Origin of the sequence: Citrobacter sp. A316, from assembly GCF_002042945.1 — a bacterium.
GTDB classification, from domain to species: domain Bacteria; phylum Pseudomonadota; class Gammaproteobacteria; order Enterobacterales; family Enterobacteriaceae; genus Citrobacter; species Citrobacter portucalensis.
In genome coordinates this window covers 1-24,479 of record NZ_MVFZ01000021.1, presented here as the reverse complement: position 1 = coordinate 24,479, position 24,479 = coordinate 1, and the positions used below count along the sequence as shown (strand labels likewise).

At 50.3% G+C, this 24,479-nt stretch carries 24 protein-coding genes and 9 pseudogenes; 11 read left to right on the top strand and 22 right to left on the bottom strand.

Annotated elements, in window-relative coordinates:
• Positions 1 to 247: 247 nt before the first annotated feature.
• From BZK41_RS21770 to BZK41_RS21755, 4 genes are all read right to left on the bottom strand, one after another.
• Positions 248 to 811, bottom strand: coding sequence for a class I SAM-dependent methyltransferase (locus BZK41_RS21770; RefSeq protein WP_079939546.1), 564 nt, complete (start codon positions 809 to 811; stop codon positions 248 to 250).
• Positions 812 to 857: 46 nt separating this feature from the next.
• Positions 858 to 2,240, bottom strand: coding sequence for a DUF3560 domain-containing protein (locus BZK41_RS21765; protein WP_079939545.1), 1,383 nt, complete (start codon positions 2,238 to 2,240; stop codon positions 858 to 860).
• 55 nt (positions 2,241 to 2,295) lie between these two features.
• Entirely contained in the window at positions 2,296 to 2,523 is a 228-nt protein-coding gene (locus BZK41_RS21760) for a hypothetical protein (RefSeq protein WP_079939544.1), read from the bottom strand.
• Positions 2,524 to 2,657: 134 nt separating this feature from the next.
• Positions 2,658 to 2,846, bottom strand: coding sequence for a hypothetical protein (locus BZK41_RS21755; protein ID WP_079939543.1), 189 nt, complete (start codon positions 2,844 to 2,846; stop codon positions 2,658 to 2,660).
• A 267-nt stretch (positions 2,847 to 3,113) separates the two neighbouring features.
• Here BZK41_RS21755 and BZK41_RS27605 point away from each other — a divergent pair.
• Positions 3,114 to 3,262: pseudogene (locus tag BZK41_RS27605) on the top strand (hypothetical protein); the annotation flags it as partial.
• A gap of 221 nt (positions 3,263 to 3,483) precedes the next feature.
• Here the strand turns inward: BZK41_RS27605 and BZK41_RS21740 are convergent.
• From BZK41_RS21740 to BZK41_RS21675, 11 genes and pseudogenes are all read right to left on the bottom strand, one after another.
• A pseudogene (locus tag BZK41_RS21740) lies at positions 3,484 to 3,838 on the bottom strand (DNA polymerase III subunit theta).
• 171 nt (positions 3,839 to 4,009) lie between these two features.
• Positions 4,010 to 4,201, bottom strand: a pseudogene (locus BZK41_RS21730) (hypothetical protein).
• 3 nt (positions 4,202 to 4,204) lie between these two features.
• Entirely contained in the window at positions 4,205 to 4,627 is a 423-nt protein-coding gene (locus tag BZK41_RS21725; protein ID WP_253193780.1) for a hypothetical protein, read from the bottom strand.
• A gap of 47 nt (positions 4,628 to 4,674) precedes the next feature.
• Positions 4,675 to 5,103 (bottom strand): antirestriction protein, encoded by a 429-nt coding sequence (locus BZK41_RS21720; RefSeq protein WP_079939540.1) that lies wholly within the window; start codon positions 5,101 to 5,103, stop codon positions 4,675 to 4,677.
• 399 nt (positions 5,104 to 5,502) lie between these two features.
• Positions 5,503 to 6,270: a hypothetical protein gene (locus BZK41_RS21710; protein ID WP_079939539.1), complete on the bottom strand. Its 768-nt coding sequence runs from the start codon at positions 6,268 to 6,270 to the stop codon at positions 5,503 to 5,505.
• Between the two features lie 64 nt (positions 6,271 to 6,334).
• A complete protein-coding gene (locus tag BZK41_RS21705) occupies positions 6,335 to 6,739 on the bottom strand; it encodes a DUF1380 family protein (RefSeq protein ID WP_079939538.1) in 405 nt (134 codons plus the stop codon).
• 55 nt (positions 6,740 to 6,794) lie between these two features.
• Positions 6,795 to 7,214: a DUF1380 family protein gene (locus tag BZK41_RS21700; protein ID WP_079939537.1), complete on the bottom strand. Its 420-nt coding sequence runs from the start codon at positions 7,212 to 7,214 to the stop codon at positions 6,795 to 6,797.
• Positions 7,215 to 7,224: 10 nt separating this feature from the next.
• Positions 7,225 to 7,446, bottom strand: a complete 222-nt coding sequence (locus BZK41_RS21695; RefSeq protein WP_079939536.1) for a hypothetical protein — start codon at positions 7,444 to 7,446, stop codon at positions 7,225 to 7,227.
• Complete coding sequence (locus BZK41_RS21690) at positions 7,446 to 8,126, bottom strand: DNA methylase (RefSeq protein WP_079939535.1); 681 nt, start codon at positions 8,124 to 8,126, stop codon at positions 7,446 to 7,448. The genes BZK41_RS21695 and BZK41_RS21690 overlap by 1 nt, the downstream gene beginning before the upstream one ends.
• 375 nt (positions 8,127 to 8,501) lie before the next feature.
• Entirely contained in the window at positions 8,502 to 8,849 is a 348-nt protein-coding gene (locus BZK41_RS21680; protein ID WP_079939533.1) for a hypothetical protein, read from the bottom strand.
• Positions 8,850 to 8,881: 32 nt separating this feature from the next.
• Positions 8,882 to 9,817 carry a DUF1281 domain-containing protein gene (locus BZK41_RS21675; RefSeq protein ID WP_079939532.1) on the bottom strand — a complete coding sequence of 312 codons (936 nt, stop codon included), beginning with the start codon at positions 9,815 to 9,817 and terminating at the stop codon, positions 8,882 to 8,884.
• Positions 9,818 to 10,306: 489 nt separating this feature from the next.
• Between BZK41_RS21675 and BZK41_RS21670 the strand changes: the two are divergent.
• Positions 10,307 to 10,665 (top strand): annotated as a pseudogene (locus tag BZK41_RS21670) (DUF4113 domain-containing protein); the annotation flags it as partial.
• Between the two features lie 81 nt (positions 10,666 to 10,746).
• Here BZK41_RS21670 and BZK41_RS21665 read toward each other — a convergent pair.
• A pseudogene (locus tag BZK41_RS21665) lies at positions 10,747 to 10,854 on the bottom strand (ParB family protein); the annotation flags it as partial.
• A gap of 3 nt (positions 10,855 to 10,857) precedes the next feature.
• Here BZK41_RS21665 and BZK41_RS21660 point away from each other — a divergent pair.
• Positions 10,858 to 11,027: pseudogene (locus BZK41_RS21660) on the top strand (DUF4113 domain-containing protein); the annotation flags it as partial.
• An 81-nt stretch (positions 11,028 to 11,108) separates the two neighbouring features.
• Here BZK41_RS21660 and BZK41_RS21655 read toward each other — a convergent pair.
• From BZK41_RS21655 to BZK41_RS21640, 4 genes and pseudogenes are all read right to left on the bottom strand, one after another.
• Positions 11,109 to 12,083 (bottom strand): ParB family protein, encoded by a 975-nt coding sequence (locus BZK41_RS21655; protein WP_079939530.1) that lies wholly within the window; start codon positions 12,081 to 12,083, stop codon positions 11,109 to 11,111.
• A complete protein-coding gene (locus BZK41_RS21650) occupies positions 12,083 to 13,288 on the bottom strand; it encodes an AAA family ATPase (protein ID WP_079939529.1) in 1,206 nt (401 codons plus the stop codon). Before BZK41_RS21650 ends, BZK41_RS21655 begins: the two co-directional genes overlap by 1 nt.
• A gap of 308 nt (positions 13,289 to 13,596) precedes the next feature.
• Positions 13,597 to 14,358, bottom strand: a pseudogene (locus BZK41_RS21645) (tyrosine-type recombinase/integrase).
• A complete protein-coding gene (locus BZK41_RS21640) occupies positions 14,355 to 14,789 on the bottom strand; it encodes a hypothetical protein (RefSeq protein WP_079939528.1) in 435 nt (144 codons plus the stop codon). Before BZK41_RS21640 ends, BZK41_RS21645 begins: the two are co-directional and overlap by 4 nt.
• A 739-nt stretch (positions 14,790 to 15,528) precedes the next feature.
• Between BZK41_RS21640 and BZK41_RS21635 the strand changes: the two genes are divergently transcribed.
• The 4 genes from BZK41_RS21635 to BZK41_RS21620 all read left to right on the top strand — a co-directional run bounded on the left by BZK41_RS21635 (position 15,529) and on the right by BZK41_RS21620 (position 19,377).
• Positions 15,529 to 15,999 (top strand): thermonuclease family protein, encoded by a 471-nt coding sequence (locus tag BZK41_RS21635; RefSeq protein WP_079939527.1) that lies wholly within the window; start codon positions 15,529 to 15,531, stop codon positions 15,997 to 15,999.
• A 34-nt stretch (positions 16,000 to 16,033) separates the two neighbouring features.
• Positions 16,034 to 16,528, top strand: coding sequence for a hypothetical protein (locus BZK41_RS21630; protein ID WP_079939526.1), 495 nt, complete (start codon positions 16,034 to 16,036; stop codon positions 16,526 to 16,528).
• Between the two features lie 436 nt (positions 16,529 to 16,964).
• Complete coding sequence (locus BZK41_RS21625; protein WP_139762652.1) at positions 16,965 to 17,720, top strand: TraX family protein; 756 nt, start codon at positions 16,965 to 16,967, stop codon at positions 17,718 to 17,720.
• Positions 17,721 to 18,387: 667 nt separating this feature from the next.
• Positions 18,388 to 19,377, top strand: coding sequence for a RepB family plasmid replication initiator protein (locus BZK41_RS21620; protein WP_139762643.1), 990 nt, complete (start codon positions 18,388 to 18,390; stop codon positions 19,375 to 19,377).
• Between the two features lie 283 nt (positions 19,378 to 19,660).
• On the opposite strand, the gene BZK41_RS21615 is transcribed toward BZK41_RS21620, so the two are convergent.
• Complete coding sequence (locus BZK41_RS21615) at positions 19,661 to 20,401, bottom strand: site-specific integrase (RefSeq protein WP_079939524.1); 741 nt, start codon at positions 20,399 to 20,401, stop codon at positions 19,661 to 19,663.
• Positions 20,402 to 20,575: 174 nt separating this feature from the next.
• A complete protein-coding gene (locus tag BZK41_RS27600; RefSeq protein WP_253193784.1) occupies positions 20,576 to 20,704 on the bottom strand; it encodes a hypothetical protein in 129 nt (42 codons plus the stop codon).
• 457 nt (positions 20,705 to 21,161) lie between these two features.
• Here BZK41_RS27600 and BZK41_RS27595 point away from each other — a divergent pair.
• The 4 genes and pseudogenes from BZK41_RS27595 to BZK41_RS21595 form a co-directional block, all read left to right on the top strand.
• Positions 21,162 to 21,308: pseudogene (locus tag BZK41_RS27595) on the top strand (hypothetical protein); the annotation flags it as partial.
• 372 nt (positions 21,309 to 21,680) lie between these two features.
• Positions 21,681 to 21,899 carry a Heat-stable enterotoxin II gene (locus BZK41_RS21605; protein ID WP_079939523.1) on the top strand — a complete coding sequence of 73 codons (219 nt, stop codon included), beginning with the start codon at positions 21,681 to 21,683 and terminating at the stop codon, positions 21,897 to 21,899.
• Positions 21,900 to 22,701: 802 nt separating this feature from the next.
• Positions 22,702 to 23,214 (top strand): toxin-activating lysine-acyltransferase, encoded by a 513-nt coding sequence (locus BZK41_RS21600; protein ID WP_079939522.1) that lies wholly within the window; start codon positions 22,702 to 22,704, stop codon positions 23,212 to 23,214.
• Positions 23,215 to 23,225: 11 nt separating this feature from the next.
• A pseudogene (locus BZK41_RS21595) lies at positions 23,226 to 24,352 on the top strand (RTX toxin hemolysin A); the annotation flags it as partial.
• Between the last annotated feature and the right edge of the window lie 127 nt (positions 24,353 to 24,479).

The following is a 24,479-nucleotide window of genomic DNA, read 5'->3' as shown; positions in this document are numbered from 1 at the left end:
CTGGGTATTTAGTTTTTGAAAAAATCGGATCAGTTGCTGATTCCCATCGGGAGATGTAATAGCTACAGGAGCAAGGGGCAGAAGAAGACAGAAATACAGCCAGTTGCAAAGCCATTCATCAGAACGGCTATGACGCGAAATGAAGGGCGTTGCGCGTCAGCGCAATGCCTTTCAGCGCCGCAGGCGCGCGGCCTTTTCCGGCGCGGCCAGACGGGGGCATCCTCCCCCGCCCGCCTCACTGTGCCCGTCAGGTCTGAATTCTGAGCAGGACGGTTGAAACATCGGTATACGTGAATGTGCCACGCGGCAGCGGCTCCCAGACATCAGACAGGGGTTTCAGGATCTTTTGTTGCCGTGGCCCGTTGAGGCAGACCGCCGTCAGTATTCCGCCTGATTCGAGCAGCGTTAAGGCGTGCTGTATGTGGCGGATATCCTGCGCATGCTGAAACGGCGGATTCATCAGGATTTTGCTGTAGGTGCTTCCCGGCTGGTAATCCAGAAAATCCCCGCACCGGACGTTAACGCCCGGAAATGCCGCCCGCAGATGAGCGGCTAACGCGGCGTTAAGCTCCACGGCGTCACACCGTGCCTGCGGGACCGCCTCCCGTATGGCCCGTAAAATGGCCCCCGTTCCGGCCTCCGGCTCAAGTATCCGGTCAGAATCGTTAAGTTCTGCCAGGTCAGCCATCTGACGACAGACCGGATCGGGAGTGACGAAAAGCTGCGAGCTGGCCCGGATTTCGGCCACGGGTGTGCGCCCGTCAAGTCTGACCCGCATCGCCTGAATGCGATCCCTGAGTTCACTATGCATATAAATGGCCCTTACCTCCCCGGCGTAATGCCGGGGAGTCTGTCGGTTATTTTTGCGGGATTTCCACGGTTTTCATGTCGGTGATGTACACATTATCGAGCGTGTAACCGCTGGTCATGATGCGGCGGAAGCGGTACGCGCCATGCTCATCATTTTCAGCGACACCCCGGACCGACTTATAATCAGCCGGGGTTTTCGACCATTCAGCTTTTGTCATTTCGCGGAAACCCTCCCCCGGATAGTTAACGATCGGCGGGCGTTTCGCGGCCTGTTTTGCGGCGCGGGCTTCTTCCGCAGACGAGGCTTTATAGTCCGTGATACGGTCGGGGGTCAGTGTCATGGTCCCGTTGCAGCGCATAAAGCTGTAATAAGGGGTGACAACCGAACTGACCGCCCCGCCGCTTTTATTGATGCGGATGATGGTCAGCCACTCGCCCCGGCTCTGAACCTGCCCGCCCGGCTCAAACTCCTGGGTACGGGTGACCACGCCGCCGCTTTCGTCCAGCATGGCGCGTTCATAGGCCAGGCGGTTCTGGTAGTGATTCAGCCAGCGCTGCTGATGGCGGATCGTGCGTTCATGATATGGGGCGGCAATGTCGCGGGCCTGTTCAAAAGTAATAATCTCATTCTCAAGCGCCGAATGCAGGGACATCTGGCCTTCGTACTGGCTTTTCTCCGGCGGGCGCGGGTATTTTTCCAGCGTGAAACAGGTGTAAATGTGATCGTAATTACTGACAAGCCGCGCCATTTTCAGATCCAGCGTCTGCGCCCGCCACATCGTCAGATATTTCTGCGCCTGTGCAATGTTCCGCTCCGCCTTGCGCTTGTCCGCCTCGATCGTTCTGATACGGCGGTAACGCACATCCGGGCGTTCTTTGTATTTCGCCAGACGCAGGGATGCATGCGCCCGATCCTCCCAGTATTCCGCACGTTCAAAGAGCATCACGGCGCGTTTCATACCGTTTTCAATACGCTGCGCATCCCGTCGCGCGCGGCGTTCGCTGTGATGCCCAACCAGGATAGGCTGTCCGAACGGGATAACCGACGCCATCGCGTCCACCTGTGCGAGCGTCTGCTCTGACTCCCCGGCGCGTTTTTCGCTGTAGCCGCTGAAACGGTCGGCGCGTTGCTCCTGACGGTCAAACAGGGTGTTGTCATCGTCTTCAATATCTCCGGCAAGGGACAGAAGCACGTCCTCACGGGCTGGCGTCCAGGCTGGCGCGACAAACAGCGCCTGTTTCGGTGCCCAGCGAAAACCCACGAGATGGATTTTCTGATAGGATTCATCATCAAGGCGCTCTGCGGCATACAGGCGCAACTTGTTGTCATCCGGGGAGTATGTCGCCCGGTACGACTGCGCGGGGATGTCTTCAGAAACTGGCGGCGGGGTGATACTGGCAGTCAGTGCCAGGGCGGTGGTCTGTGTCATGTGGGTTTCTCCTTCCTGTGGTTGCCGCCCCTCTCGGGGCGGCTCACCTGATTAGTTACAGTCCGCGTTTCAGTTTCAGGGTGCGAAGCACCTGGCCGAACGAATCATTAGTCATCGCGGGAATATGCACCCCGCGCCCCTTGCAAATACGCCTGGCGATGTGTCGCCCGAACGCTTTCAATTCGGGTTTAATCTCTGATGCAGATAGCTCGGCGCGACTGATGCGCTTATGTTTGTGGGGCTTTACAGCTCCGGCGGAAGGTGAAACAATAGAAACGGTCATATAAAGTTAACTCTTTATGGTAGTTAATGAAGCCGTAAAAGCCGTTAGTGCGACTTTTACGACGTGGATAAAGCAGGGTTTACCCCCTGCTTTTTTCATGTCTGCGGGTTGCTGCCCGTTCCTTCTGCCTCCTTCTATACTTTGTCCGTAATATCTTCGGGGTCGCCTAAAAACCAGCCGCTGACGGGTTTATAACGTTCAACAAACGCTCTCACCGCCTTTTTACTGGTCATAGCTTTTACGCGGGTAAACATCGGTAAAACGCCCTGTGCATCGCGTCCACTGAACGCAATTTGATAAACACGCATCGCCTGAGCCTGCATTTTTCTTCCTCCTGGTTTTTAAAGAACATCACCCGTTGAGTTTCGGGAGCCGCGGTGTTGACGTTTGCGGGAACCTGCTGCGCTGTTCCCTCTGGTATTTAACTTCACCCGTTTGAGAACCTTCGCCGCAGGGGCGTAAACGAGCACGGGCGATGGCAGCTGTCCTGGGCGCGGTTTACCGCGTGCCATTTACCCTGGACGGCTGACAGCGTTTGTGCTTGTCTCAGCCCAGGCGAGAGGGGCTTAAACGGTGAAAAGGCACCAGAAGTGGATGAGAGCAGGGGCCCGCCGCAACGTCGGGGCGCGGCACGCGAAACGGCGTTGCGCCTTACAGCCCGGCAGCCTTACCGCCGGGGTGCGAAAAGCGCAGGCTACGGCGCGCCAGGGGCGGCGTGACCGGAACGGTCGCAGCAAGCCTGCCTTTGACCTTCGCCATCAGACCCTAGCCGTATGGCCCGAAACCCGCAGGGGTTCGGCGGAGACTGGCAGGTGCGCAGCAGCTACCCTGGCGGAGTGGGGCTCGACGACTGGACAGCGCCAGCTGGTCAGGAGCCGAAGGGGGCCAGCACCCTGACATTTTATATTTCAAAAACACAGGGAAGCAGCAGCAGCAGGAACAGGAACAGGCAGCGTATTATCACCGGCAGGAAAAAAACCACACACACTGGCCAGAAAATACTATCACCTGGCATGCGTAAAATCCGGCCGGCGACAGGCAGAATGCATCAGGAATGGCGCTATTTTTTAACCTCATCCTCTTTTCTGGCATATTCCGGGGCATTTTTATCCGGGAGCTGCTCACTGAGCTGGCGGTAATAGTGCAGCCGCCCCCAAAAATATGCTCTGAGATGTTCAGAAACATCTCTGGCCACGAGTTCAGCGACCACCGGCATAGCCAGCCTTTCTTTATACGCCACACCTGAAGCGACCAGGTCAATGGCCACTTTATCCTGATCTTCTTTCGATGTTGCCGCGAGATTAAATACAGACATCAATATACTCCGACGGAAATGTAAACCCGCAGTCAGGGTATGCCATCTGAGTCAGGGGGGAAAAGGACGTTGAGCGGCGCGAAGCGCGGCGCAGGTCCTTCCTCCCGCAGGCGGCAGCCTGCATGGTTTTTCGCGCGGGCTGACAGGCGGCATAACCGCCTGCCATCATGCTTACCTGCCCTTTCCTCCCTGTAAGATGAAGTGACCGCCGATGTGCACGGCACACTGACAGGTCATGTATTCGCAGATTTCATCCACGACCTGCGCGGTTGTCAGTTCGCGCTAGTCGGCATCACGGCGGCGGGCATTAATCAGTGCTTTGTACTGGCGAAGAATTTCGCGGGTTTCCGGTTTAATATTCACGGGTTACTCCTTCTTATGCGTCGATCGCGGTCTGTAACTGGCGCATGGCGTCCATTTCTTCAGCCACAAATGCCTCTGCATTACCACCCCCCCTTCTTCTGCCACGGCATACAACCGATTTAGTTCACTGCCTGCCAGTAACATTATTTTTTGCAATGCACTGGTCGGAACGCTGACATCACGTATTGCGCGGCGCTCGTCCATCAGTTCTTCAGTGACGCCACGGACCATGCTCACATCGGCCCCCTGATCATACGTCGCATCCAGTCGCTGCATGACACACGTAATATCGTCCTCGGACAAATTCCACTCACTGGTCAACATGCGGATATCCTCACGGGTAATACAGAGAACCAGCAATGCTTCATCGGATGACAGGTTATATTTCAGGAGATCGGTCATGATTTCTTTCACGGGTGCGTACATTTTTTATTCCTTTTTAAAAGGGGCGGCATCGCCGCCCCGTTGGTTAATCAGTCGAGTGCGGCATAAATGGCGTTGCATTCAGGGTGAAAAACGATGTGATTCCAGAGCTGGGTATCACGCAGCATATACAGGTGAGTGAGTGCAGCGTTGCCGCAGTCGTGATGCGTCCAGCAACGGCGGTTAATGGCAAGTGAGGTCAGAATAATTCCGGCGGCGTCGGCGCTGACGGTACGATCAAACCAGTTTTCACCGTTGATCATGTGTACCCGACCGCAGTCGGGCATCATGTAGCCGCCGCCGTCCGGCAGACGGATGAAATGCCAGAAACCACCGTTGTATTCGGGCATCCACTGTTTTGCCAGGGCATACACCTGTAATTCAGCCAGCATAAAATCGTTGCCGAACATGTACGGCAGGAAAGAAAGACGGTCGGATTCTTCGACGTTAAGGGTGTGCTGACGTGTAGCTAACTGCATGGTAAACCTCCGTAATCACATATACCGCGACACCGGGCGGTGCCGTGCATCCAGACCAGTCGTGGATACAAGGGCGCAAGGGAAGCCGCAGCCTGACGCGCACGGCAGACGGGAGCTGAAGGGTGAGACCGTGAAACCTGAGCGGTCGAACGACCGGAAGATAACGGCTGACGTGAAGGAAGGACCGGGTGACCGCTGCGGCGCCAGCGAACCCTTGTATCCACGACTGGTCTGGATGCACGGCACAGCCCGCACACGGCTCCGGACTGACAGAGTGGAAAACCACCAGGCCACGTCACGCCGGGACGGGGCCGCCATAAAAGCGGAGCCGGCGACATCCTTTTCAGCTTCTGAGTCACCGGCGGATAAAAGAAGGGGTTTCCCCCTTCCCTCCCTGACTTAATCCCCGATGGGATCTGTGTTGCGGACCTCGTTCAGCACATCCCGCAACACGCGGCGGTCAAACCAGCGGCGGACCGGTTCCCCCGGGAAACGCAGGAGATCGGTCATCACTCCGGCCGCTTCGATTTCCTCCCGGGACTCATTCACCAGGGTGAGCAGGACCGGACAAAACCGCGCCCCCCGGACCAGTATGCCGTCCAGTACCTGATCCAGCCGTTCCCCGTCCTCACTGTCCAGCCAGTTGTCGTGCTCGTATTCGTCCGCAACCAGTCGCCAGACTCCGAAACGTTTTTCCATCAGCCGCGGCGCGGCAGACGGCACCAGAGCCGCCGCGATGCGCTTCGCGTCCTGACGAACAATGTCACAGATCCGGTCAATGAAATCTTTCAGGAAGGTCAGCAGGTCCCCGCATTCGGCTTTTGTCAGCCATTCCCGGGCATACGGCAGACTGATACAGGTAAAATCAGTCAGGGCTTCGGGCCGGGGATAAGACTGAGCCGGGTACAGATGCAGCCGGGCGGGCGTACCTGCCAGCCGTTGCGCGCTGGCGGTCAGCAGTTTCGCCCGTCCGTCATTCAGGGCCTGGCACAACCGGGTTGTCAGCGCCAGGATCTCGTCTGCATCGAGCACACCACTGGCGAACAGCCAGCCGGGTACGGTTTCGGGCGCGACGGGCGTCATACCAACTGAGTCGGGCCAGCCGGACCGGCGCAGCAGATTGTCACCGTGGCGCAGAATGAGGGCGTTCAGGGTATCGTTATTCATGGTTATTCTCTTATGCTGTACGGGAAATGTCGCCCCGTCAGAACGGGCGGGGCGGTCGGTCACATCAGGCGGCCAGGAGCTGCCTGAGCCACGTGATATCGGCCTGGGCATCAGCCACGGACGGGTAATGCTGGCAAACAAGCGGCCAGGCCCGGGCGTCCTCTGCGTCCAGCGCCAGCCCCGCGACGTCAGTCAGGCGGGCCAGCAGATCAGCAGGAACGATGACGGTCGCGATGTCGGCCCGTAATCCGGCATACATCTCCTGGACCGTGCGAAATGAAACGCCCTCTTCGGTATGCCCGGTCACGCTGCCGATTTCCTGCAAAATCGCGGCGGCCTCGCTTTCCGTCATGTTTTCCACCTGGGCCATCACGTCCTGCTTCGTCCAGACCAGAAGGGCAAAGTGTTCATCGTTACCAAACATACGTTTCAGCTTTTTATTCAGTTCCTTACGGGTGCCGTACATCATGATCTTATGTTCCTCTGAGCAGATTCAGTCCACGCCGCCGGGGCGGCGTGGGGTTTCAGTTTTTCAGTAAGGCGCGCACTTTCGCCGTATCAGCCAGGCGGCGGGCTACGCTGTCCGGGACCGGGTGGTTGTCATCCCGGGCGGTCCATTCCCTGTGCCACAACGCCTGTTCGGCGGTCGTCAGCAGGGTTTCAAGCAGGTCAGCCGGCACCATCACCGCCGGAAGGGCCTGTTTCACCTGATCAATCAGGTCCATCACCGCACTGGCAGACACACCCGACTCAAGCCGTTGTTCTTCCGGTATGGCGTCCAGACGCGCCAGCACCTCCCTTGTGTCCTGTTCAGAAACGGCATACTCCATCCCGTCGGCCAGCGCTTCGATATCCGCCGGGGACCAGACAATCAGGTTCAGCGGGGTTTCTGCGGGATACTGCTCACTCAGCAACCGGCAGAGGGTTTCACGGGTTCCGTACATGTTTTTCTCCTCAGTCCTGAAAGCAGGAATCCAGCTCAAGAATTTCGTTGTACGCCGCCATAAACAGGGCATTGATGCGGAAAAGCGTCTGTCGGGTCAGGCGTTCGGTCAGCACATCAGAATCAAAGCGATAGCGGTGCTGCATGTCGTTCAGCGCGTCCCGCAGGTCACTCATGCTGTTGGCCAGCTCCGCCACGTCTGCACGGAGTTTTTCGTGTCCGGCATAGTTCATCACGCGGCCTCCGGATAAAAGACGTCGTTGGCGGCCGGGCGCTGCATGGCGCGCTGCACGGCTGACAGGCGGGTAATCCCGGCTTTGTGGTACTGCTCCATCAGCTCAATGCCGATATAACGGCGCCCTGCCTGGACGGCGGCGACACAGGTGGAGCCGGAACCGGCAAACGGATCGAGAACAATGGCGTTCGGGTGTGTGAAGCTCTCGATCAACGGTTGCAGGCTGGTAACAGGTTTTTCGGTCGGGTGGTGGCGGTTGCCGCTGTATTTCCAGCCCTGGACGTCCGGTAACGGGTCCAGCGGCAGCGCCGGACGGCCTTTCGCCAGGATATAGGCACATTCATGGCGGTAGCCGACATAGGCCGATTTCGACGAGTAGGTTTTGGTGAAAACAAGATGCCCGACCACGCTGAATCCGGCACTTTTCCACGCGGCCATGAAACGATCGACGCGGTTCCAGCCGTAGAAACTGACCATCAGCGCGTCTTTTTTCAGCACGCGATACATCTCATTGCAGGCGGGTTGCAGCCATTCGTCGGTTTTGTCACCGGCAATACTGCGGCCGGAACGGTCACGGAACCCGACCAGATACGGGGGATCGGTGAGAATGAAATCAACGGCGCGATCCGGAAAGGAGGCCATAACACGCACACAGTCACCCAGGATAAAACGGGACATAGGGACACCTCGTGGTTACAGGGGGCACCCAGGAGGACGTCGGTACGACGTCCGTTCCCTGCTGCCCGGAGCCTGTACGCCGCGACCGGTAACGGGTCAAGCTGACCGTGGAATAACGAGCCGACAGTCCCCATCGTCGGCGAGCTTATGCCGCGAAAGCGGCTTGAAGGGCGCTCCTTAAAATGCGAGTGGATGGCGTAAAATCACAGCGACGCCGGACAGGAGCGGAAAAGCCGCCCGTCCCGTGTCCGTCCGGGCGCGGCACACTGGCTCCGGGCAGTGGATATCCCCGCGCATTGCGCGGCATGGATGCGGAGCAGTGCGACATCCTTTTCCTGCCTGAAGTACCGGGCCGTCGCCCTGCCCGGAATTCCGTCAGCGGGTGATATCCCGCCAGTCATTATCCCACTCATCGCGCAGTACCGGCGCATCCGGCGCACCAGTCACTGCCCACGCATCGAGGAACTTCAGGCCACGCAGGATACTATTCTCCACGTCATCGAGCAGAATGATGCTGTTGAACCAGACCACGCCTGCGGCATATTCCCACCGATGCCGGTCATCCTCGCGTTGCAGCGCTGGCCACCAGGTGCGCCCCATTTCCATGACGCCCGCTTCGGCATGCGCCAGGTCACTCGCGGAAACCAGGTAATACACCATCATTTCAATGCCACTGACGTCGACACTTAATCCAACAAGCCACGTATTCATATTTAACCCCATGTTATTCCGGGCGGTTTCCCGCCCGCCTCCGGTCAGCCTCCCAAATGCGCCACGTTGTTGATAATCCACTCCGGGCCGGTTACGTCCGGGAAACTGTCCTCATCGTCCGGGTCAGCCTCGCCCCACTCCAGCTCGTCCGTGATGTACACGTCTGTTTCGCCGCAGACATACCGGGCATAGCCGCAGTAATTGCAGCCCTGCTCCGCAAACCAGTGCTCCACCTCCCCGCCATACCGCTGACTGAGTTCAGCCACAACGTCTTCGCCGACCGGACTCCAGGGGGTATCAAAATCCACCGTCAGCGTGTTCTCTCCGGCGAAACAGATATTTGCCTCATAACCGACCGGCCACTTGCAACCGTACTGGTTCAGATAGTGGTCACATGACGACGGGACACCCGTCAGCAGGTCACCGTTGAAGGCGTTCACCTCAATATCCAGACGCGTCGGCAGCACGTCGCGGAAATCCATTGGATCAGCAGCAGGTACGGCAGAACCGGCGTCGCACAGGCTGTCCCACCATTCATCCACCGGCGCAGGCCGGAAACTGTCTCCCCAATCGAAAGACTTTTGCTGGTACAACTGACGGATGACCGACTGTTCCGGTTCACTGAGGGTGTCCCAGCGGGCACAGGCATTATGGCTGTCCAGCCAGCACTGATGCAGCGTCTGGCAGGTTTCCACATCCAGCACAGCTCCGGCCATAAACATCGCCAGCCAGTCGCTGTATGCCTGCGCTGAAGGCCGGTTGTCTGCGGCTGCCCCGCAAGAAACCAGCTGCGGGTATGGCGCGTAATGCTGCTCTGTCAGGGGGCGCAGTATCCCCGCGCGGCCTGCCAGGAAAAGCTGGATACCTTCTTTTCTGGCGCGACGATGCAGGGACAGCCCGCCTCCAGCAATCCACGTTTTGAGGACATCACTGTTTTGAATACCGTTGAACATCAGTCGGTTGGCACACCAGTTCGGCATGGGAAGCTCCTTACACAGTCAGGGTGGGCAGAAGGCATCACCGCGATACCGTTTCCTGCCGCACGCTGCCTGTTCGTCGCATCCGGTAACGGGTCAAGCCGACCGTGGAATACCGCAGCCGTCAGTTGTTTCGACGGCCAGGATATGCCGCGAAAGCGGTTTGAAGGGCGCACCTTAAACTGGCGAGGGCATGGCGTAAAATCACAACGACGCGGGGCCTGAGCGATAAAGACGCCCGTCCCGTGTCCGTCCGGACACGGCACACTGGCAGCGGGTGGCAGTCAGCTACTGGCGGGCAGAAATGGCCGGGTTGACCAGAGGATTTGTGGGAAGGGAAAACACCAGAGAGGGAGCAGATGACATACCAACAGTTCTGCGCCGGTCCTCCACAGGGTTATTAACCGATTCTGTGGATAACCTGACATCTGTTTTTCCAGGCAGAACAGTTACCTGACTGGAAACAGTAAAATTTTACTTGCAGGACAGGACGGTAATCTGTCCAGTGAAAAGCTGCTCATCCCCACGCAGGATACACGGGACATTATTGCCGCTGCCGTCAGAGCCCTGGACAGGATCTGGGTGAATGGCCACTGCTATGCAAAGGTAGGCTGCATGCTGAAGATTTCACACCAACCGGGCTATCGCAGCTGAATTTGTTTGATGAAGAACAGCCACGGGAACGGAGCGAGCAGCTGATGAAAGTCCTGGATGGTATTAACCATTCAGGACTTGAGAAAGTATGGTTCGCCGGTCGGGGGATAGCCCCCGAGAGGCAGATGAAAAGGGAACTACTTTCGCCAGCTTATACGACACGCTGGGCAGATATTCCTGCAGCGAAATTGACTTGAAATTGTGGCGATTTCACCTTGAAATTCTCAACATAAATATCTTAATTACAATAAGTTAGATGTGAAATCGCCGTGGCGAAATTATTGACTCAAATTTCTATCAAGAACCTCGTTGATAGCTTTGTCCAGTTCATCCTGAACTACTTTTGACATACGGCTAAACTCATAAGTCAGCGTACGCCCTTTCACACAGTACAGCCGCGAGAACGGAGCAAGTCCTGGTTGGTATTAACCATTCGGGCAAGGGGAAAGTATGGTTCGCTGGTCGGGGGATTGTCCCCGAGTGACAGATGAAAAGAGAACTACTTTCGCCAGCTTATATGACACGTTGGACAGATACTCCTGCAGCGAAATTGACTTGAAATCGTGGCGATTTCACCTTGAAATTCTCAACATAAATAACTTAATTACAATAAGTTATATGTGAAATCGCCGTGGCGAAATTATTGACTCAAATTTCTATCAAGGACCTCGTTGATAGCTTTGTCCAGTTCATCCTGAACCACTTTTGACATACGGCTAAACTCATATGTCAGCGTACGCCCTTTCACACGCTTGCGCGCGAACTTGTCCTTTTCTTCAAAGGTCCAGAGTGCGGAAATTACTGACTTTTCCTTAGGAGGCGGAGCTATCAATGCCTGAGAGGCCTGAGAAATCAATTTCAGTATACTGGCTTTCTGTTCGTCTTCTGGTCGCTCGTAGTCACTCAAAATTACATCAAGCTGATCTGAGACAGACTGAATGAGCCCTTCAGACGTTAAGCCCTTTTCACTGAGTTTTTCATTAACCTCTAACAAAATTTTATAGTCACTAAACGACAACTCAGACTGAACCGGGAACAGAGAAATCAATTCTTGCGGTACTGCTGCCGCCTGCAGTGCCCTGGTGACCTTAGCCTGGGATAACCCCTCCAGTTCAGCAATTTCCTTTTGATTGAATCCAGACTCTTTCAGAGCCATCAATCTTAAGCCGATCTCCCGAAGGTTATGCTCTTTAGCTGTCTGGATATCTTTAGCCAGCTGGCGAGCTTCATCAGCTGATAAAAGTTCATCGGTAACCATTACATCAAGGCCTGTACGGATATAAATCGCTGAGGCTCGCCGTCTTGAACCATCCAGTATCTCAATCCTTTCACCTTGCTGAATACCAATACAAGGGAAGAACTGCTGAAACTTAATCGTCTGGATAATAGATTTCAGGGACTCCCTGGTCAGAGCAAGTTGATCTCTTCCGTTGGTTTCCTGGTTTACGAATGTCTTACTTTCAACGTCCGATGCAGGTATCCGAACAAACTTGAACGTTATCTTCCTGCCGGTTTTTAGGGTAAATACCTGACTTCTTTGGGTGTCAGTCATCTCGACCATTGACGCCTGGATATTTAACTGTCTGCCAATGGTTTTTCTTTTCTCATTCGACATCACATACCTCCGTTAGTACGAATGAACTCAATGCGATCAAATACGGCCTTCGCAAAGTCTTCCGCTGCTGATTTTGCGCTTTTAAGCGCCTCGGTGCTTCCATCATAAGTTGCTGGATTTGCTGAAATAACTGTGTCAAAAGTCTCCCCGCAGCGCTCGAAGCCATCCAGCCTCGGCAGAACCATGTCGAGCATATCGGCACCGAATACCTCTTTGGCCTGACTATGGCAAATTTTGTGATCAGGCTTGTTCAGGATTTTGGACATAAAACCGACATTTCCGATGAGATTACAGGTGTGTCCATCCTGTTCGATCGAATCAATAAGCGCAGGAAGGCTGGCTACAAACTTCAGGGAAGAATGAAAATCAACCGTTGCCGGTGGAAGAGGGGTCAACATCAGGTCTGCCGCTCCGATGCAGTTTTTCAGGAACGCATCGAGGTGAGGACCACTATCAAGAAAGATAAAGTCGTAGTCATACCGGAGCTTGTCGATAATGTTCTCTTTAAGCACTGCATGAATATTTTGCCCTGGCAGATGTTCCTCACACAATCCCTTCCAGCCTTCAGCAAGGAATGCATCGTCAATGGAGGCGGGAATAACATCAACGCCCGGGATAATTGACGGCACGATGAAATCGGACAGTAATTCTTCACGAGACACGTTCTGGAGCATAGCCTGAGCAGCCGTATTTTCAACCAGGCCTACTGAATTCTCATGGCTCAGGAACATTGTCAGAGATGCCTGTGGATCGAAATCGATGGCCAGAATACGCAGGTCTTCGAACAGAAGCTGAGGATGAGCCCGAAAAGCATGGGATAATGAAGCGGTAGAAACTGTCTTGGAACCGCCACCTTTAAGGTTACATACAAATATAGTGAAGGCTTTATCGAAGCGATCTCTGTACTTGGGTACTTTACGATGGAAATACAGATCGATGACGTTCTGAATCGTCATCGCGTACTTCATCGTATTGCCGGAAGGTTTCTTTTTAAAAATGTAGCCACTGGCTTCCATTTCGGCCACAGCATACTCAACACTCCCTTTGCTGAGCTTAGGCAGCTTATATAGGGCGGCTTTGCTGTATTCCTGATAGAACTCGGTAAGCTTCAATTCCTCTTTTTGCTGGCGGATACTTTCGCTCAAGGATGTCAGAAGTTTACCTGCACGTGTGGCGACTTTCCGTAACTGCTCAATATTTTCCATTTATCACCTCATGACGTTTTTTGTCATTTTGAACAAAAAGAATCATGTTGCAAGAAATAAATCATAATATTTTGATTTTGCTCTCACAGGAGGCACCTAAGATTAAATGGAGAAGAGGGCACTACATCCACAATCATTTTGTTGACCCACAGTGCAAACCGTGAGTCTGTTCAGAACTTGCATCTGAGCAGGCAACCCGACGGGCGCGTCAGCCTGTCACATTGGGGTATACCCGCAGGATACCACTCAGACTGTACGGAAATACCATTAAGTGGCCACTCCAAAGTGACCGTCACCCGCTTTAATATCTAAATGTTTCCTTTCAGCATGGCCACAGCATCTGCTTCCGGCATCTGGAACTGAACCCTGTGGCGAGCGGCCACATCGAGCGCGAACACTTTCGTATACACCTCCGTCGAGCTGATGCTCTTGTGTCCCATCAGGCTCTGCAGCACCTTCCGTTGTACAGCATAGGAATGCCGGAAAGTATGTGGCGTCATCGGTACAGAAAACTTCACGCCATCGACTGCCGCGGCATCTACCGCTTCATTCAGCTAGGTCCGCACTGTGCGGTCGGTAATTTCCCAGATACGCGCTTTCTCCATTCTGCCGGTACGTTTATTGCGATGCTCGAGCGGGATACGCAGCGTGGCCACCATCATCTCCAGTTAGCCAACGTACTGTTTATCCGACAGCGGCACCAGACGATGCGCCTGGCTGCCGGCAGGTGTTCTTCCGGCCGTTCTAGCCGCCTTTTCTGCCCGCTGTTTCAGGGTGGCCAGTTGTACAAACGGGTAGGGCGATGCCAGTGAAAAGTCAGCACGCGTCAGGGCCAGCGCTTCATTGATCCGTGCGCCGGTATTCCACAGCGTGGCCAGCAGCATCTTGCGGTGCAGATCCGGCACGTAATGGAGCAGGTCGCTCACTTCTGGCGCCAGCAGATACTTCGGCAGTTCGTCCTGGACGATCGCCATCTGACGCAGAGCCAGCGCAGCCGGGTAATCGATGGCCACTGGCAGGTGCACTTTTTCCGGGGCGAAGGCCTGTCCGGGAAGAGAAGGGTAATTCATGATACCTCGGGTGCTTCATCACTTTCTGGTGCAAACGTCTGACGTTCCCGGGCATCATGAATATAATGGAACTCATCCAGCATAAGTAGCACGCGGCGACCAGTCTTCCGGGGAAACATTCTCCGCATCTCAGGGGTTAGCTGGTTTCGTTCCCATCCGTAAGGAAAAATTATGCTGTAGTCATTTCTTTCAGGAAGAATATCAGGGCCTGCGGCAATACGCGCCACTTCCTGATTCAGACGCTCTCCGCGCCAGCCATAAGATGACAGACGCTTGCGGATACGCCCGATTGGGAAACGGTTATCAGAATGACGGGGAAATATGAGCTTCCCGTCCTCACCCCGGGTGATACCAAACATATCCAGAGACTGTTCGAGCACCACTGTTCGCGTGGGGAAATACTCACGCATAGTTTTCATCATATTTTCCATTACTGCCCCTGAAACACTTCAGAAAGATATTTGACTATCTGCGCCAAACCAGTCAGCCATGTTTGCTTCTTATTGGGAAATCCCGTCCGTACTCTGTGTTTGTGAACCTCAACGTTTTAATACTACCAGTACCAGCAGGAGAAACATCAGCGTCAGCATTTTGTCCAGCGTGGACAGTCCCAGAAACAACAGGATGATTCGCAGTAATAACTCACACATCTTAATAAGCCTCTCGTGATTCAGAATCTTTGAGGCCCGATAGTAAGGAGTCTGTACTTTGCGTATTTTGTAAAGTTCGGTAAAGCCTCTGACGCAGACTGAGCGCACTTCCTCATATACGGATGAAACTGTCACTCAGAGTAATCACACTCTCCCGCATAATATTTCGTCAGGTTGTCCTTTCCGCACGGAGCTGACTCCGCCCAGACATTTTTGCATCAATCTGTCCGTGATTATCACCGTCATGACAGTTCCGGCAACAGGCGCAACACCACTGGCAGACTGTGCTGCAGAATATCGCCAGAGTGAAGCAGGACTACCGAAATAACCAAAACCGGGAGTAAGCTGATGATGACTAAATAATGCTAATGTATGTGTACATTAGCATTAACCTCTGGCAATAAAGGCTCGGGTGGACACATCCATGCAATACTCGGGGTTTGACGCTCAATGGAACGAAAACGTACGCTAAGAGCATAAATTTATGAATTGTTTGTGCAGTACAAGAAATACCAAGTTTATGACTTTTATCATACTGATACTCGTCACTTTTAGTGCCCAGGCAGATATTGCCGGGAGGGTCGTTCGTGTACTGGATGGAGATACCATTGAAGTCCTGCAGGACAGCGGAGTACGCAGCCGGGTCAGACTGGCTGGTATCGATGCCCCCGAAAAAAAACAACCATTTGGACAGCGTTCACGCCAATCCCTGAGTGAGTTGGTGTCACAAAAATATGTCAGTATCACTGGCGAGGAATATGATCGATATGGCAGACTTCTGGGAACTGTCTGGTCAGGGCAAACTGATATCAATGCTGTCCAGTTGCAGAAGGGTATGGCATGGGCCTACAGATTCAAAGGACAGATTAGTATTTCAGAATATGAAAAAATAGAAAATGAGGCTAAAAAAAGTCGTGCTGGACTATGGTCTTCCCCGTCACAAACTGAACCCTGGTTATGGCGTAGGGGTCAACATAAAGTTGATAAATAATTAATAAATTCGACAGTGAATAAGTGAGTTAAAAATGACAGTGAAGCTGACACAAACCCGACTGGATAATTTAATTGATACACTCAATGCCCTTATTTGTGATGATAACTTGTTAAACAGTGAACAAAAAGAAAACATGGTAAGAACGGTTGCCACTCTGGGAGGTCTTGAAGAACGAATTCGGCAGATGACGGAGGCCAGAGAAGCGAAAAAAATAGCTAAGGCCGAAAAAGCAGAAAAGAAACCCCGCGAACCCGATCTGGTTTTCCCTCGTACAGGAAAGATCTGGACGGCTGACGATTTAGCACTGATCCATTCGATCATTGATGAACTACCGGATTCTGAAATCGATAATCACATACTCTGGCTGTCTGACAGGCAGGGGCGTACCCCTTATGCCATTGCTCTCAAGATTGCCTCGGAGGGCCGTCTTGATGAAGAGTGGGCTAAAAAATGGAAACCCGTTGCTAAAGAATTGCGTGAAAAATACAGTATTCAGCATGCAGATACTCAAAGTAAAAACAGTTAGCTGTGCAACATATATAAATTGACATTAAATTATTAAACTCAGGATCATATATCTATGAGTTATTATTAGTGATTAACAATGCTTAATATATAAATAATTCTAAATATAATTTTTAGAAAACACATTTTTAATAATGTGAGCTTATTAAAATTCACATGACATTCATGAAAATTATAATTCCCTTACTGCTGATTGTAGTGAGTTCAGGGAGTGAAGAGGATGAATGAATTTCATACATTAAATATCTGCCTACAGAATAAGGACAGGAACGGTGCCATGAGAATATTACAGGACAAATCAGAGTTTGCCGTTCGTAAAATTCTGGAAAAAATCAAAGTCAAAGCAACATTACAGACTGGACGGCCTTTCTGGCTCTGGGTACAAAACTGGATTAACAGTACCTGTAAACATGAAAAATTACAAAGTGAACCTGCCTATGTTGAATCACAGGATAAATCCAGCGCCCCTGTTTCCGGTTGCAATGAATCCCGTAACTCTGGATGTAGTGAAGCTGGTCGCTCTGCTGGCCATGTTTGTGGATCACGTCAACACTCTGTTTCTGACAAATCCCGATCCTCTCCTTTATGCGTTCGGACGGATGGCCTTCCCACTATTCACACTCATCTGGGCGATGAATGTACAACGCACATCTGAACGTCTTCAGAAAAGAGCAAACAGGTTATGGCTGTGGGCGTTTATCACTCAGCCAGTCTTCAGTCTGGCTTTCCGCCATCACGAGCCGTGGTATGCGCTGAACATTCTGTTCGTTTTCGCGGGCGTTACACAGATGCTTGCCCTGAAGTACAGGTATGGGGAAAAAGGTATAATCAGTGGTGTACTGCTTCTTGCTTTAATGGTGTGGCCATTACAACCGGCAAGTTACGGCCTTGCCGGAATTATGCTGGCAACAGGGCTAGTATTAGTTTACTCCGGGCAGGGTTACTGGATGTACCGGCTCGGTATTATCGTATCCCTGCTGTCACTTTGCAGTCTGAATGGTATTTCACATATACTTGGTCAGCCAGCTGAAATCCTTTTGTTTGCCACACTCCCGACAGTATTCTTACCCCTGATAGTGATATCACTGGCAGCCAGTGTAAGCTCCACTAACCGCTCGCGATTTATGCCTGCTCGTTTTTTTTACTTTGCCTATACAGGGCATCTTTTTATAGCGTTTCTTGCAGGTGCTTGACGGAAAGAAGATCCACAACAGTACACAGACCATCCTTATCCTTAAAGAGCCAGTAGGAATTTGTTCGCTATAGTTGGTTAGTGTCGTTGTAACAAATTAGCGGTTTGAAGACTTCTGCATATAAATATTGCTATGAATACATCAGTGCTCGCCGCAGTCCGGTGACCGGGTGTAAGCCCGCGAACCGGCGAGGAAGCGCAATAACACAGAAGCTGAAGGAAGCAGGTACGCACTGGAGTTACGGCAGGTGAACATTGAAGAACCATCTGAATTACCTTGTCGGTCAGCAGGTTATCCACATATACAGTCATTCGATCCAGTAATAAGATCCTTAAAACGATCCCTGTAAGATCCAAAGAAGATCCTGACACCTCTGAAAGCCGCGTCAGGACTGGGCCTGGAGCATGATCACATAAGCTGTAGCATGTTAATCATAAGCTGTAACTGGTATACAATAAGCTGTATTATGCAACTGATATGCTGTAATGAGCGATTGATATAAACTACAGTGAGTATATCCCCTGAAAGCTAATCAGGGTTGTGTATAAACTGAAGCCAGTTTTCTGGCACCTTACAGGCCATAAAATGAGAACAGTGGCTGCTTTTATTCTTAAACTATCCACCGATCGGAGGCGCTCTGGACAAGGACAATCTGGACATTAAAAAGCTGTTTGAAGAGGTGGATAAATCCTCGGGTGAAGTGGTTACCCTTACGCCAAATGCAGCCAATACAGTGCAGCCAGTGGCACTGATGCGGCTCGGAGTGTTTGTTCCCACGCTCAAATCACTGAAAAACAGCAAAAAGAACACACTTTCGCGTACTGATGCGACGGAAGAACTGACGCGCCTGTCGCTCGCCAGGGCCGAAGGGTTTGATAAGGTCGAAATCACCGGCCCCCGCCTGGATATGGATAATGACTTCAAGACCTGGGTAGGGGTGATTCATTCCTTTGCCCGGCATAAGGTTATCGGCGATAAAGTTGAGCTGCCGTTTGTCGAGTTCGCCAAACTTTGCGGCATCCCTTCAAGTCAGTCATCCCGCAAGCTCCGGGAACGTATCAGCCCTTCACTTAAGCGTATCGCGGGTACGGTGATCTCGTTTTCCCGCACAACGGAGAAACATACCAAAGAGTACATCACGCATCTTGTGCAGTCGGCTTACTATGATACGGAAAAAGATATCGTTCAGCTGCAGGCCGATCCACGCCTGTTTGAGCTCTACCAGTTTGACCGCAAAGTCCTGCTGCAGCTCAAGGCCATCAACGCCCTGAAGCGCCGGGAGTCCGCTCAGGCCCTTTATACTTTTATAGAGAGTCTGCCGCGGGATCCGGCGCCGATATCACTGGCGCGTCTGCGGGCCCGTCTGAACCTGAAATCCCCTGTATTCTCACAGAACCAGACGGTGAGGCGTGCCATGGAGCAACTCCGGGAGATTGGCTATCTGGATTACACTGAAATCCAGCGGGGACGCACAAAACTCTTCTGCATTCACTACCGCCGGCCCAAGTTAAAGCCTCCGCATGATGAGAGTTCGGAGAACCCACAGCTGCCTGCCACACCGGGTGATGTCAGTCCGGAGATGGCTGAAAAACTGAAACTCCTCGAGAAGCTGGGCATCACGCTTGATGACCTGGAAAAACTCTTCAAATCCCGCTGAACATAAGCTGTAGTGAGTAATCCATCTCTGTTTACTTACTACAGCTTATATAAGTAGTGATGAGAGAAACCCATACCGGAAGCATATCCTTCCTGATCCACAATCTCAGTCAGAATGACATGCCTGTTACTTCCGGAGTCCTGCGGGCCTGTCGTGCCCACCATAAACCGGCATCTGCTCACTATAGCTTATGTTGCCTGCTACAGTTTATTTCACTCACTACAGCTTATCTTCGGGAAGATTTACTCACCACAGCTTATATAAACTGTGGTGAGTGACGTTGTCACGTCAGAGGGGGAAGTGTCCGGAGGATTTGCGCGGCATCATGCCCGTCACCGGTGAACGGCACGGCCAGTGTGGCCGCCATATCCAGCGCGAACACCCGGGTATACACCTCCATGGAGCGCGGATCCTTGTGACCGGCCAGTGCCTGAATAACCTTCCGGGGCTGGCGATGATAGAGCATGTGCATGATATAGCTGTGCCGGAAAGTATGCGGTGTCACCGGAATTGAAAAATGGACCCCGTCAGCTTCGGCCCGCTTCACGGCCTGCTTCAGCCAGTTACGCATGGTTTCATCGGTGACGGCCCACAAAGGTTCGCGCCGGCGGGGGCGGGTAGTGACCATCCAGCTCGCCATCTGCCTGACATAGCTTATATCGGTCAGTGGTACCAGACGGACCTCATCTTTCGGCGGGCGCCCGCGTCGCGCACGCACTTTTTCAGACAGCACCCGCACAAACGGCCGCAGCCCGTCGAGATCAAATGACTCCGGTGTCAGCGTTCTGGCTTCTCCGATACGGATGCCGGTGTTCCACAGGGTGGCGAACAGCATGTGATGCCGCTGGTCGGGCATATACCAGAGGAGGGCACTGACTTCCGGTGCCAGCAGGTAGGCCGGGGTGGCGCCGGTGGAGGTGGCCATGCGTCGTAATGCCACGGCGGTCGCAAAATCAACACCGGGGGCGATCGGCAACAACGAAACGCGTTCTGGTGAATTCTGCAGGGGAATGACGTTGTTCATCAGTTATTTTTCACGTAGCGCACGCACTGTTTATGGATACAGGTATTTTGCACCTGACCGGCCGATCCTGCCATGACAATAAATCGCAGCGCGCGGATCCTTTTGTTGTCTTATCCCACATTATTGCGGGTAAAACCAAATGCGTAAAGGATCCTTTTTCAACATGGATCCACGTTAAAGCCAGTTATGACGCGGGCTGAGGGCCGTTTTACGGTTTTTGGGAGAATTGGGGTAATGCCAGGACAAACAGGAGCGGCGCCGGCCGAGAGGAGAACTGAAAGAGGGAAGGCGCGCTACGTGAATTCTGACCTGGGTACAACCCCTGTAATCCTGTCAGTTTTCACATAGAGCAATATGAGAGGATATTACTAGCAGTTGAGGTGACAAGCAGCATCCTGATGCTGGTTTAATATATGGATCACAATAAGATCCGGTATCTGTTTGCAGAAAATAAATGATATACCGAATAGAATATAAATTATTGATATTGAAAAGTATTCTAAAAAATTCAGATATGCGACGGATATTTTTCTCATCCTGCTCTTCACCGAAATGATGATAATTGTAGAGCCTGATATCTTCCAGATCCTGATTGGCTTTCGGTGACAACTCTCGTAGCATTTTTGTCTATATAAAGTAATACATACTTATCCTACTCCACGGGGCAGCCTTTCCGCCAGTATATCCCTAAGGGCCTTAAGATGCACCCCAGCCTGTTTCTCACACAGGATACGAGGTGATTCGCAAACACCAGAAAGGTAGAAAAAGTAACTTTGTTGTGATCTGTGCACTGGCAAACATGTTAGCCAGAATAGCCTGGGTACTGACAAAACGACAACAAACCTTCTATATCGTAAGACTAAAAGTAATAAATAGTTTAAACAATCAGAATTTATATAGTTTGTGAATGCTGATTATCGATGATATAAGCGGTCGATCGGTCAGTTGAGATATTATTAAATTTTTATCGAACACTGCCTCATCGCGGTGCGATATTAGAGGAAAGATAAATTTAAGCAAGGCAATGATATCGTCGAAAATCAGTGTTGCAAAAAATGGGAGTGATCATGGTTTCCGTTTTCCAGGTGTTCCCCTAATCATCCCTATTCTCAAAAAATATTTTCACTAGTTAATATTAAATTGCAATCTACTTTAATGTATTTTTGCGATAAAATGTTTTTATAAAAACAAGAATCAGATCACAAATTTTGTATTGACTGAGAAAAAACAATGCTGTTATAAAATAAATAAGTAACAAGAGAGTGAGAGGAGTGAAGATATGAATAAATATATTAAAATTACTATTTTGGCTGCGTCTACTATTGCCTTTAATAGTTATGCACAACATCAATCAAGTTCTTCATCAAAACAAGAGATTTGTGAACACTACAGACAAATAGCTAAAGAAAATTGCAAGAAAGGTTTTTTAGGTATCAGGGATGGCGCTGCTGGTGCATGCTTTGGTGCACAAATAATGGTGAAAGCTAAGGGATGTTAATAGTTATACTGGATTCTGGCCTGTTATCATCATAGCAGGCTTTGATCTTTGCTCAAAATCAGTTCGCTCCGGATTAACTTAGCAGAAGCCATATTATTTAATATTAAATACGTTCTTTCATAATTACACTCCCTGCACTACTTGCCGAGTTTGTTGTGCGTACCTTTCAGCGACTGAAATCTATGCGTTCAGGCATTCATGTTTCAGGCAACTATTAAATATTTTAATAAACGGATTATCTGTCGGTCGTCGTTCCCTTATGAAGCTGATTTTATTCTAATACTGAGGTGAGGTGCGCTGGAAAAGCATAGATATACCATAAAGCTATGGTAAGTTAATACCATCTATTTTGTTCACAGATAAATTTTGAACTAAAAAAGATTCGTGAGCATGCCTTTTCTGATATCAAGTTCTGAAGACTTTTTATAAGGGTGATCAAACTTTGGCTTTAAGACTGTTCGATGAAATGAAATATACTATTATCCATACCTGCGTAGCAATGGAAATTACCTGAAGTAGTCAAATCTAGGTAGGTAACTCGATAGTATTATATCTTAAGTTAATTTTGAAGAGATATTTGATATTAATAAAAACAGTGAGCAAGGATTTCTTTGTTGGCGGTAGCCTGAGCAATATAAAGCTATTGCTAAGGAGTGTAAATATAGAATTTATTGCGACAAGATGAAAAGTTATCTGTGAGATGGAAACATATGATGTGGATATTTTTAATAATATCTATCTGGACAAATAAATGTCTTTTAAGAAATCACTTAGAGTATAGAATAGTTAATTCAGGTATTGTATGAGAATGCAGGATCATTTTCAGGTTCTTGGTAAAGTGTCATGGTTATGGGCCAGTTCTCCTTTGCATAGAAATTGGCCCGTATCTTTATTAGCGATTAATGCATTACCAGCTATTGAATTAAATCAGTATGTGTTGTTAACAAAAAACAATTTCCCTGTGGCTTTTTGTAGTTGGGCAAACCTAAATTTGAACAATGAGATAAAATATCTTAATGATGTAACCTCTCTAATTAAGGATGACTGGAACTCCGGCGATCGCAAATGGTTTATTGATTGGATTGCCCCTTTTGGGGATAACGGCGCCTTGTATAAATATATGCGAAAAAACTACCCTAATGATTTATTCAGGGCTATCAGAGTAGATACAACAACTCATGTTGGCAAAGTGTCAGAGTTTCACGGAGCTAAAATTGATAAACAATTAGCAAAAAAGATATTTAAGCAATATCACCATGAACTAATAAATGAAGTAAAAAACAAATCAGACTTCAATTTTTCATTGATAGATTAAAGGATAATTGCATGCCTACATTAACCACAACACAACTTAAAAATCCACTCAAGTCTGCAAAAGAAACAGCTGCAAATAAATTGCAATCTGCGGGTAAATCCACTAAAGATACGTTAAAAAAAGCTGCTGAAAAAACACAACATGCTGGAAATAAACTTATCCTTTTGTTTCAAATGATTATAGCGGGCAAGGCTCAAGCCTTAATGATCTTGTTAAAACAGCTGATAAATTGGGTATTGAAGTTCAATATGACGAAAGAAATGGCATTGCTATTACTCGAGAGATGTTCGGTACTGCAGAGAAGTTAATTGGACTTACTGAGCGAGGTGTAGCTATATTTGCACCGCAATTAGACAAGTTTATACAAAATTATCAGAAGACAGGAAATAAATCAGGAGGGAGTGCTGAAAATATAGGAGATACTTTAGGAAAAGTTGGCGGTGTATTATCAACCTTTAAAAATTTTTTAGATGCCGCCACTTCTTCAATGAAAATAGATGAATTAATTAAAAGACAGCAAAACAATGGAAGTGTTAGTTCTGATGAATTAGCCAAGGCTAGTATTGATCTTATTAATCAACTTGTTGATACAGTTTCTAGTTTGAACAATAATATCAGTTCATTTTCGGAACAACTAAATAAATTAGGAAGTGTTTTGTCTAATACAAAACATCTAAACAATGTTGGTAATAAATTACAAAACTTACCTAATCTTGATAACATTGGATTAGGGTTAGATGCTGTTTCTGGCATTTTATCAGCTATTTCTGCTAGTTTTATTTTAAATAATACGGATATAAATAGTGGAACCAAAGTTGCTGCAGGGGTTGAATTAACAACAAAAGTATTGGGTAATGTAGGAAAAGGAATTTCTCAATATATTATCGCACAGCGTGCTGCACAGGGTTTATCAACTTCAGCAGCAGCTGCCGGTTTAATTGCTTCTGCAGTGACATTAGCAATTAGCCCACTGTCATTTTTGTCCATTGCTGATCAGTTTAAGCGTGCAAATGAAATAGAAGAGTATTCGCAACGTTTTAAAAAATTTGGATACGATGGTGACAGCTTGCTTGCAGCTTTCCATAAAGAAACAGGGGCTATTGATGCCTCATTAAAAACGCTTAATACTGTATTAGCCGTTACCGTACAGCAAGCACCGTCTGGTAATCATCTGATGAATTCGACAAAGTGGTGTCCACCAAATAGTGGTGGGAACCAAAATGTCAGATATGCACAAAAGTATGACTCCCGGCAGGCGTAAGGGC

Excerpts from the sequence above, each read along its gene's own strand:
- BZK41_RS21770 (WP_079939546.1), bottom strand. The coding sequence starts at position 811 with ATGCATAGTGAACTCAGGGATCGCATTCAGGCGATGCGGGTCAGACTT.
- BZK41_RS21765 (WP_079939545.1), bottom strand. The coding sequence starts at position 2,240 with ATGACACAGACCACCGCCCTGGCACTGACTGCCAGTATCACCCCGCCG.
- BZK41_RS21760 (WP_079939544.1), bottom strand. The coding sequence starts at position 2,523 with ATGACCGTTTCTATTGTTTCACCTTCCGCCGGAGCTGTAAAGCCCCAC.
- BZK41_RS21755 (WP_079939543.1), bottom strand. The coding sequence starts at position 2,846 with ATGCAGGCTCAGGCGATGCGTGTTTATCAAATTGCGTTCAGTGGACGC.
- BZK41_RS21725 (WP_253193780.1), bottom strand. The coding sequence starts at position 4,627 with ATGTACGCACCCGTGAAAGAAATCATGACCGATCTCCTGAAATATAAC.
- BZK41_RS21720 (WP_079939540.1), bottom strand. The coding sequence starts at position 5,103 with ATGCAGTTAGCTACACGTCAGCACACCCTTAACGTCGAAGAATCCGAC.
- BZK41_RS21710 (WP_079939539.1), bottom strand. The coding sequence starts at position 6,270 with ATGAATAACGATACCCTGAACGCCCTCATTCTGCGCCACGGTGACAAT.
- BZK41_RS21705 (WP_079939538.1), bottom strand. The coding sequence starts at position 6,739 with ATGATGTACGGCACCCGTAAGGAACTGAATAAAAAGCTGAAACGTATG.
- BZK41_RS21700 (WP_079939537.1), bottom strand. The coding sequence starts at position 7,214 with ATGTACGGAACCCGTGAAACCCTCTGCCGGTTGCTGAGTGAGCAGTAT.
- BZK41_RS21695 (WP_079939536.1), bottom strand. The coding sequence starts at position 7,446 with ATGAACTATGCCGGACACGAAAAACTCCGTGCAGACGTGGCGGAGCTG.
- BZK41_RS21690 (WP_079939535.1), bottom strand. The coding sequence starts at position 8,126 with ATGTCCCGTTTTATCCTGGGTGACTGTGTGCGTGTTATGGCCTCCTTT.
- BZK41_RS21680 (WP_079939533.1), bottom strand. The coding sequence starts at position 8,849 with ATGGGGTTAAATATGAATACGTGGCTTGTTGGATTAAGTGTCGACGTC.
- BZK41_RS21675 (WP_079939532.1), bottom strand. The coding sequence starts at position 9,817 with ATGCCGAACTGGTGTGCCAACCGACTGATGTTCAACGGTATTCAAAAC.
- BZK41_RS21655 (WP_079939530.1), bottom strand. The coding sequence starts at position 12,083 with ATGTCGAATGAGAAAAGAAAAACCATTGGCAGACAGTTAAATATCCAG.
- BZK41_RS21650 (WP_079939529.1), bottom strand. The coding sequence starts at position 13,288 with ATGGAAAATATTGAGCAGTTACGGAAAGTCGCCACACGTGCAGGTAAA.
- BZK41_RS21640 (WP_079939528.1), bottom strand. The coding sequence starts at position 14,789 with ATGGAAAATATGATGAAAACTATGCGTGAGTATTTCCCCACGCGAACA.
- BZK41_RS21635 (WP_079939527.1), top strand. The coding sequence starts at position 15,529 with ATGACTTTTATCATACTGATACTCGTCACTTTTAGTGCCCAGGCAGAT.
- BZK41_RS21630 (WP_079939526.1), top strand. The coding sequence starts at position 16,034 with ATGACAGTGAAGCTGACACAAACCCGACTGGATAATTTAATTGATACA.
- BZK41_RS21625 (WP_139762652.1), top strand. The coding sequence starts at position 16,965 with ATGTTGAATCACAGGATAAATCCAGCGCCCCTGTTTCCGGTTGCAATG.
- BZK41_RS21615 (WP_079939524.1), bottom strand. The coding sequence starts at position 20,401 with ATGAACAACGTCATTCCCCTGCAGAATTCACCAGAACGCGTTTCGTTG.
- BZK41_RS21605 (WP_079939523.1), top strand. The coding sequence starts at position 21,681 with ATGAATAAATATATTAAAATTACTATTTTGGCTGCGTCTACTATTGCC.
- BZK41_RS21600 (WP_079939522.1), top strand. The coding sequence starts at position 22,702 with ATGAGAATGCAGGATCATTTTCAGGTTCTTGGTAAAGTGTCATGGTTA.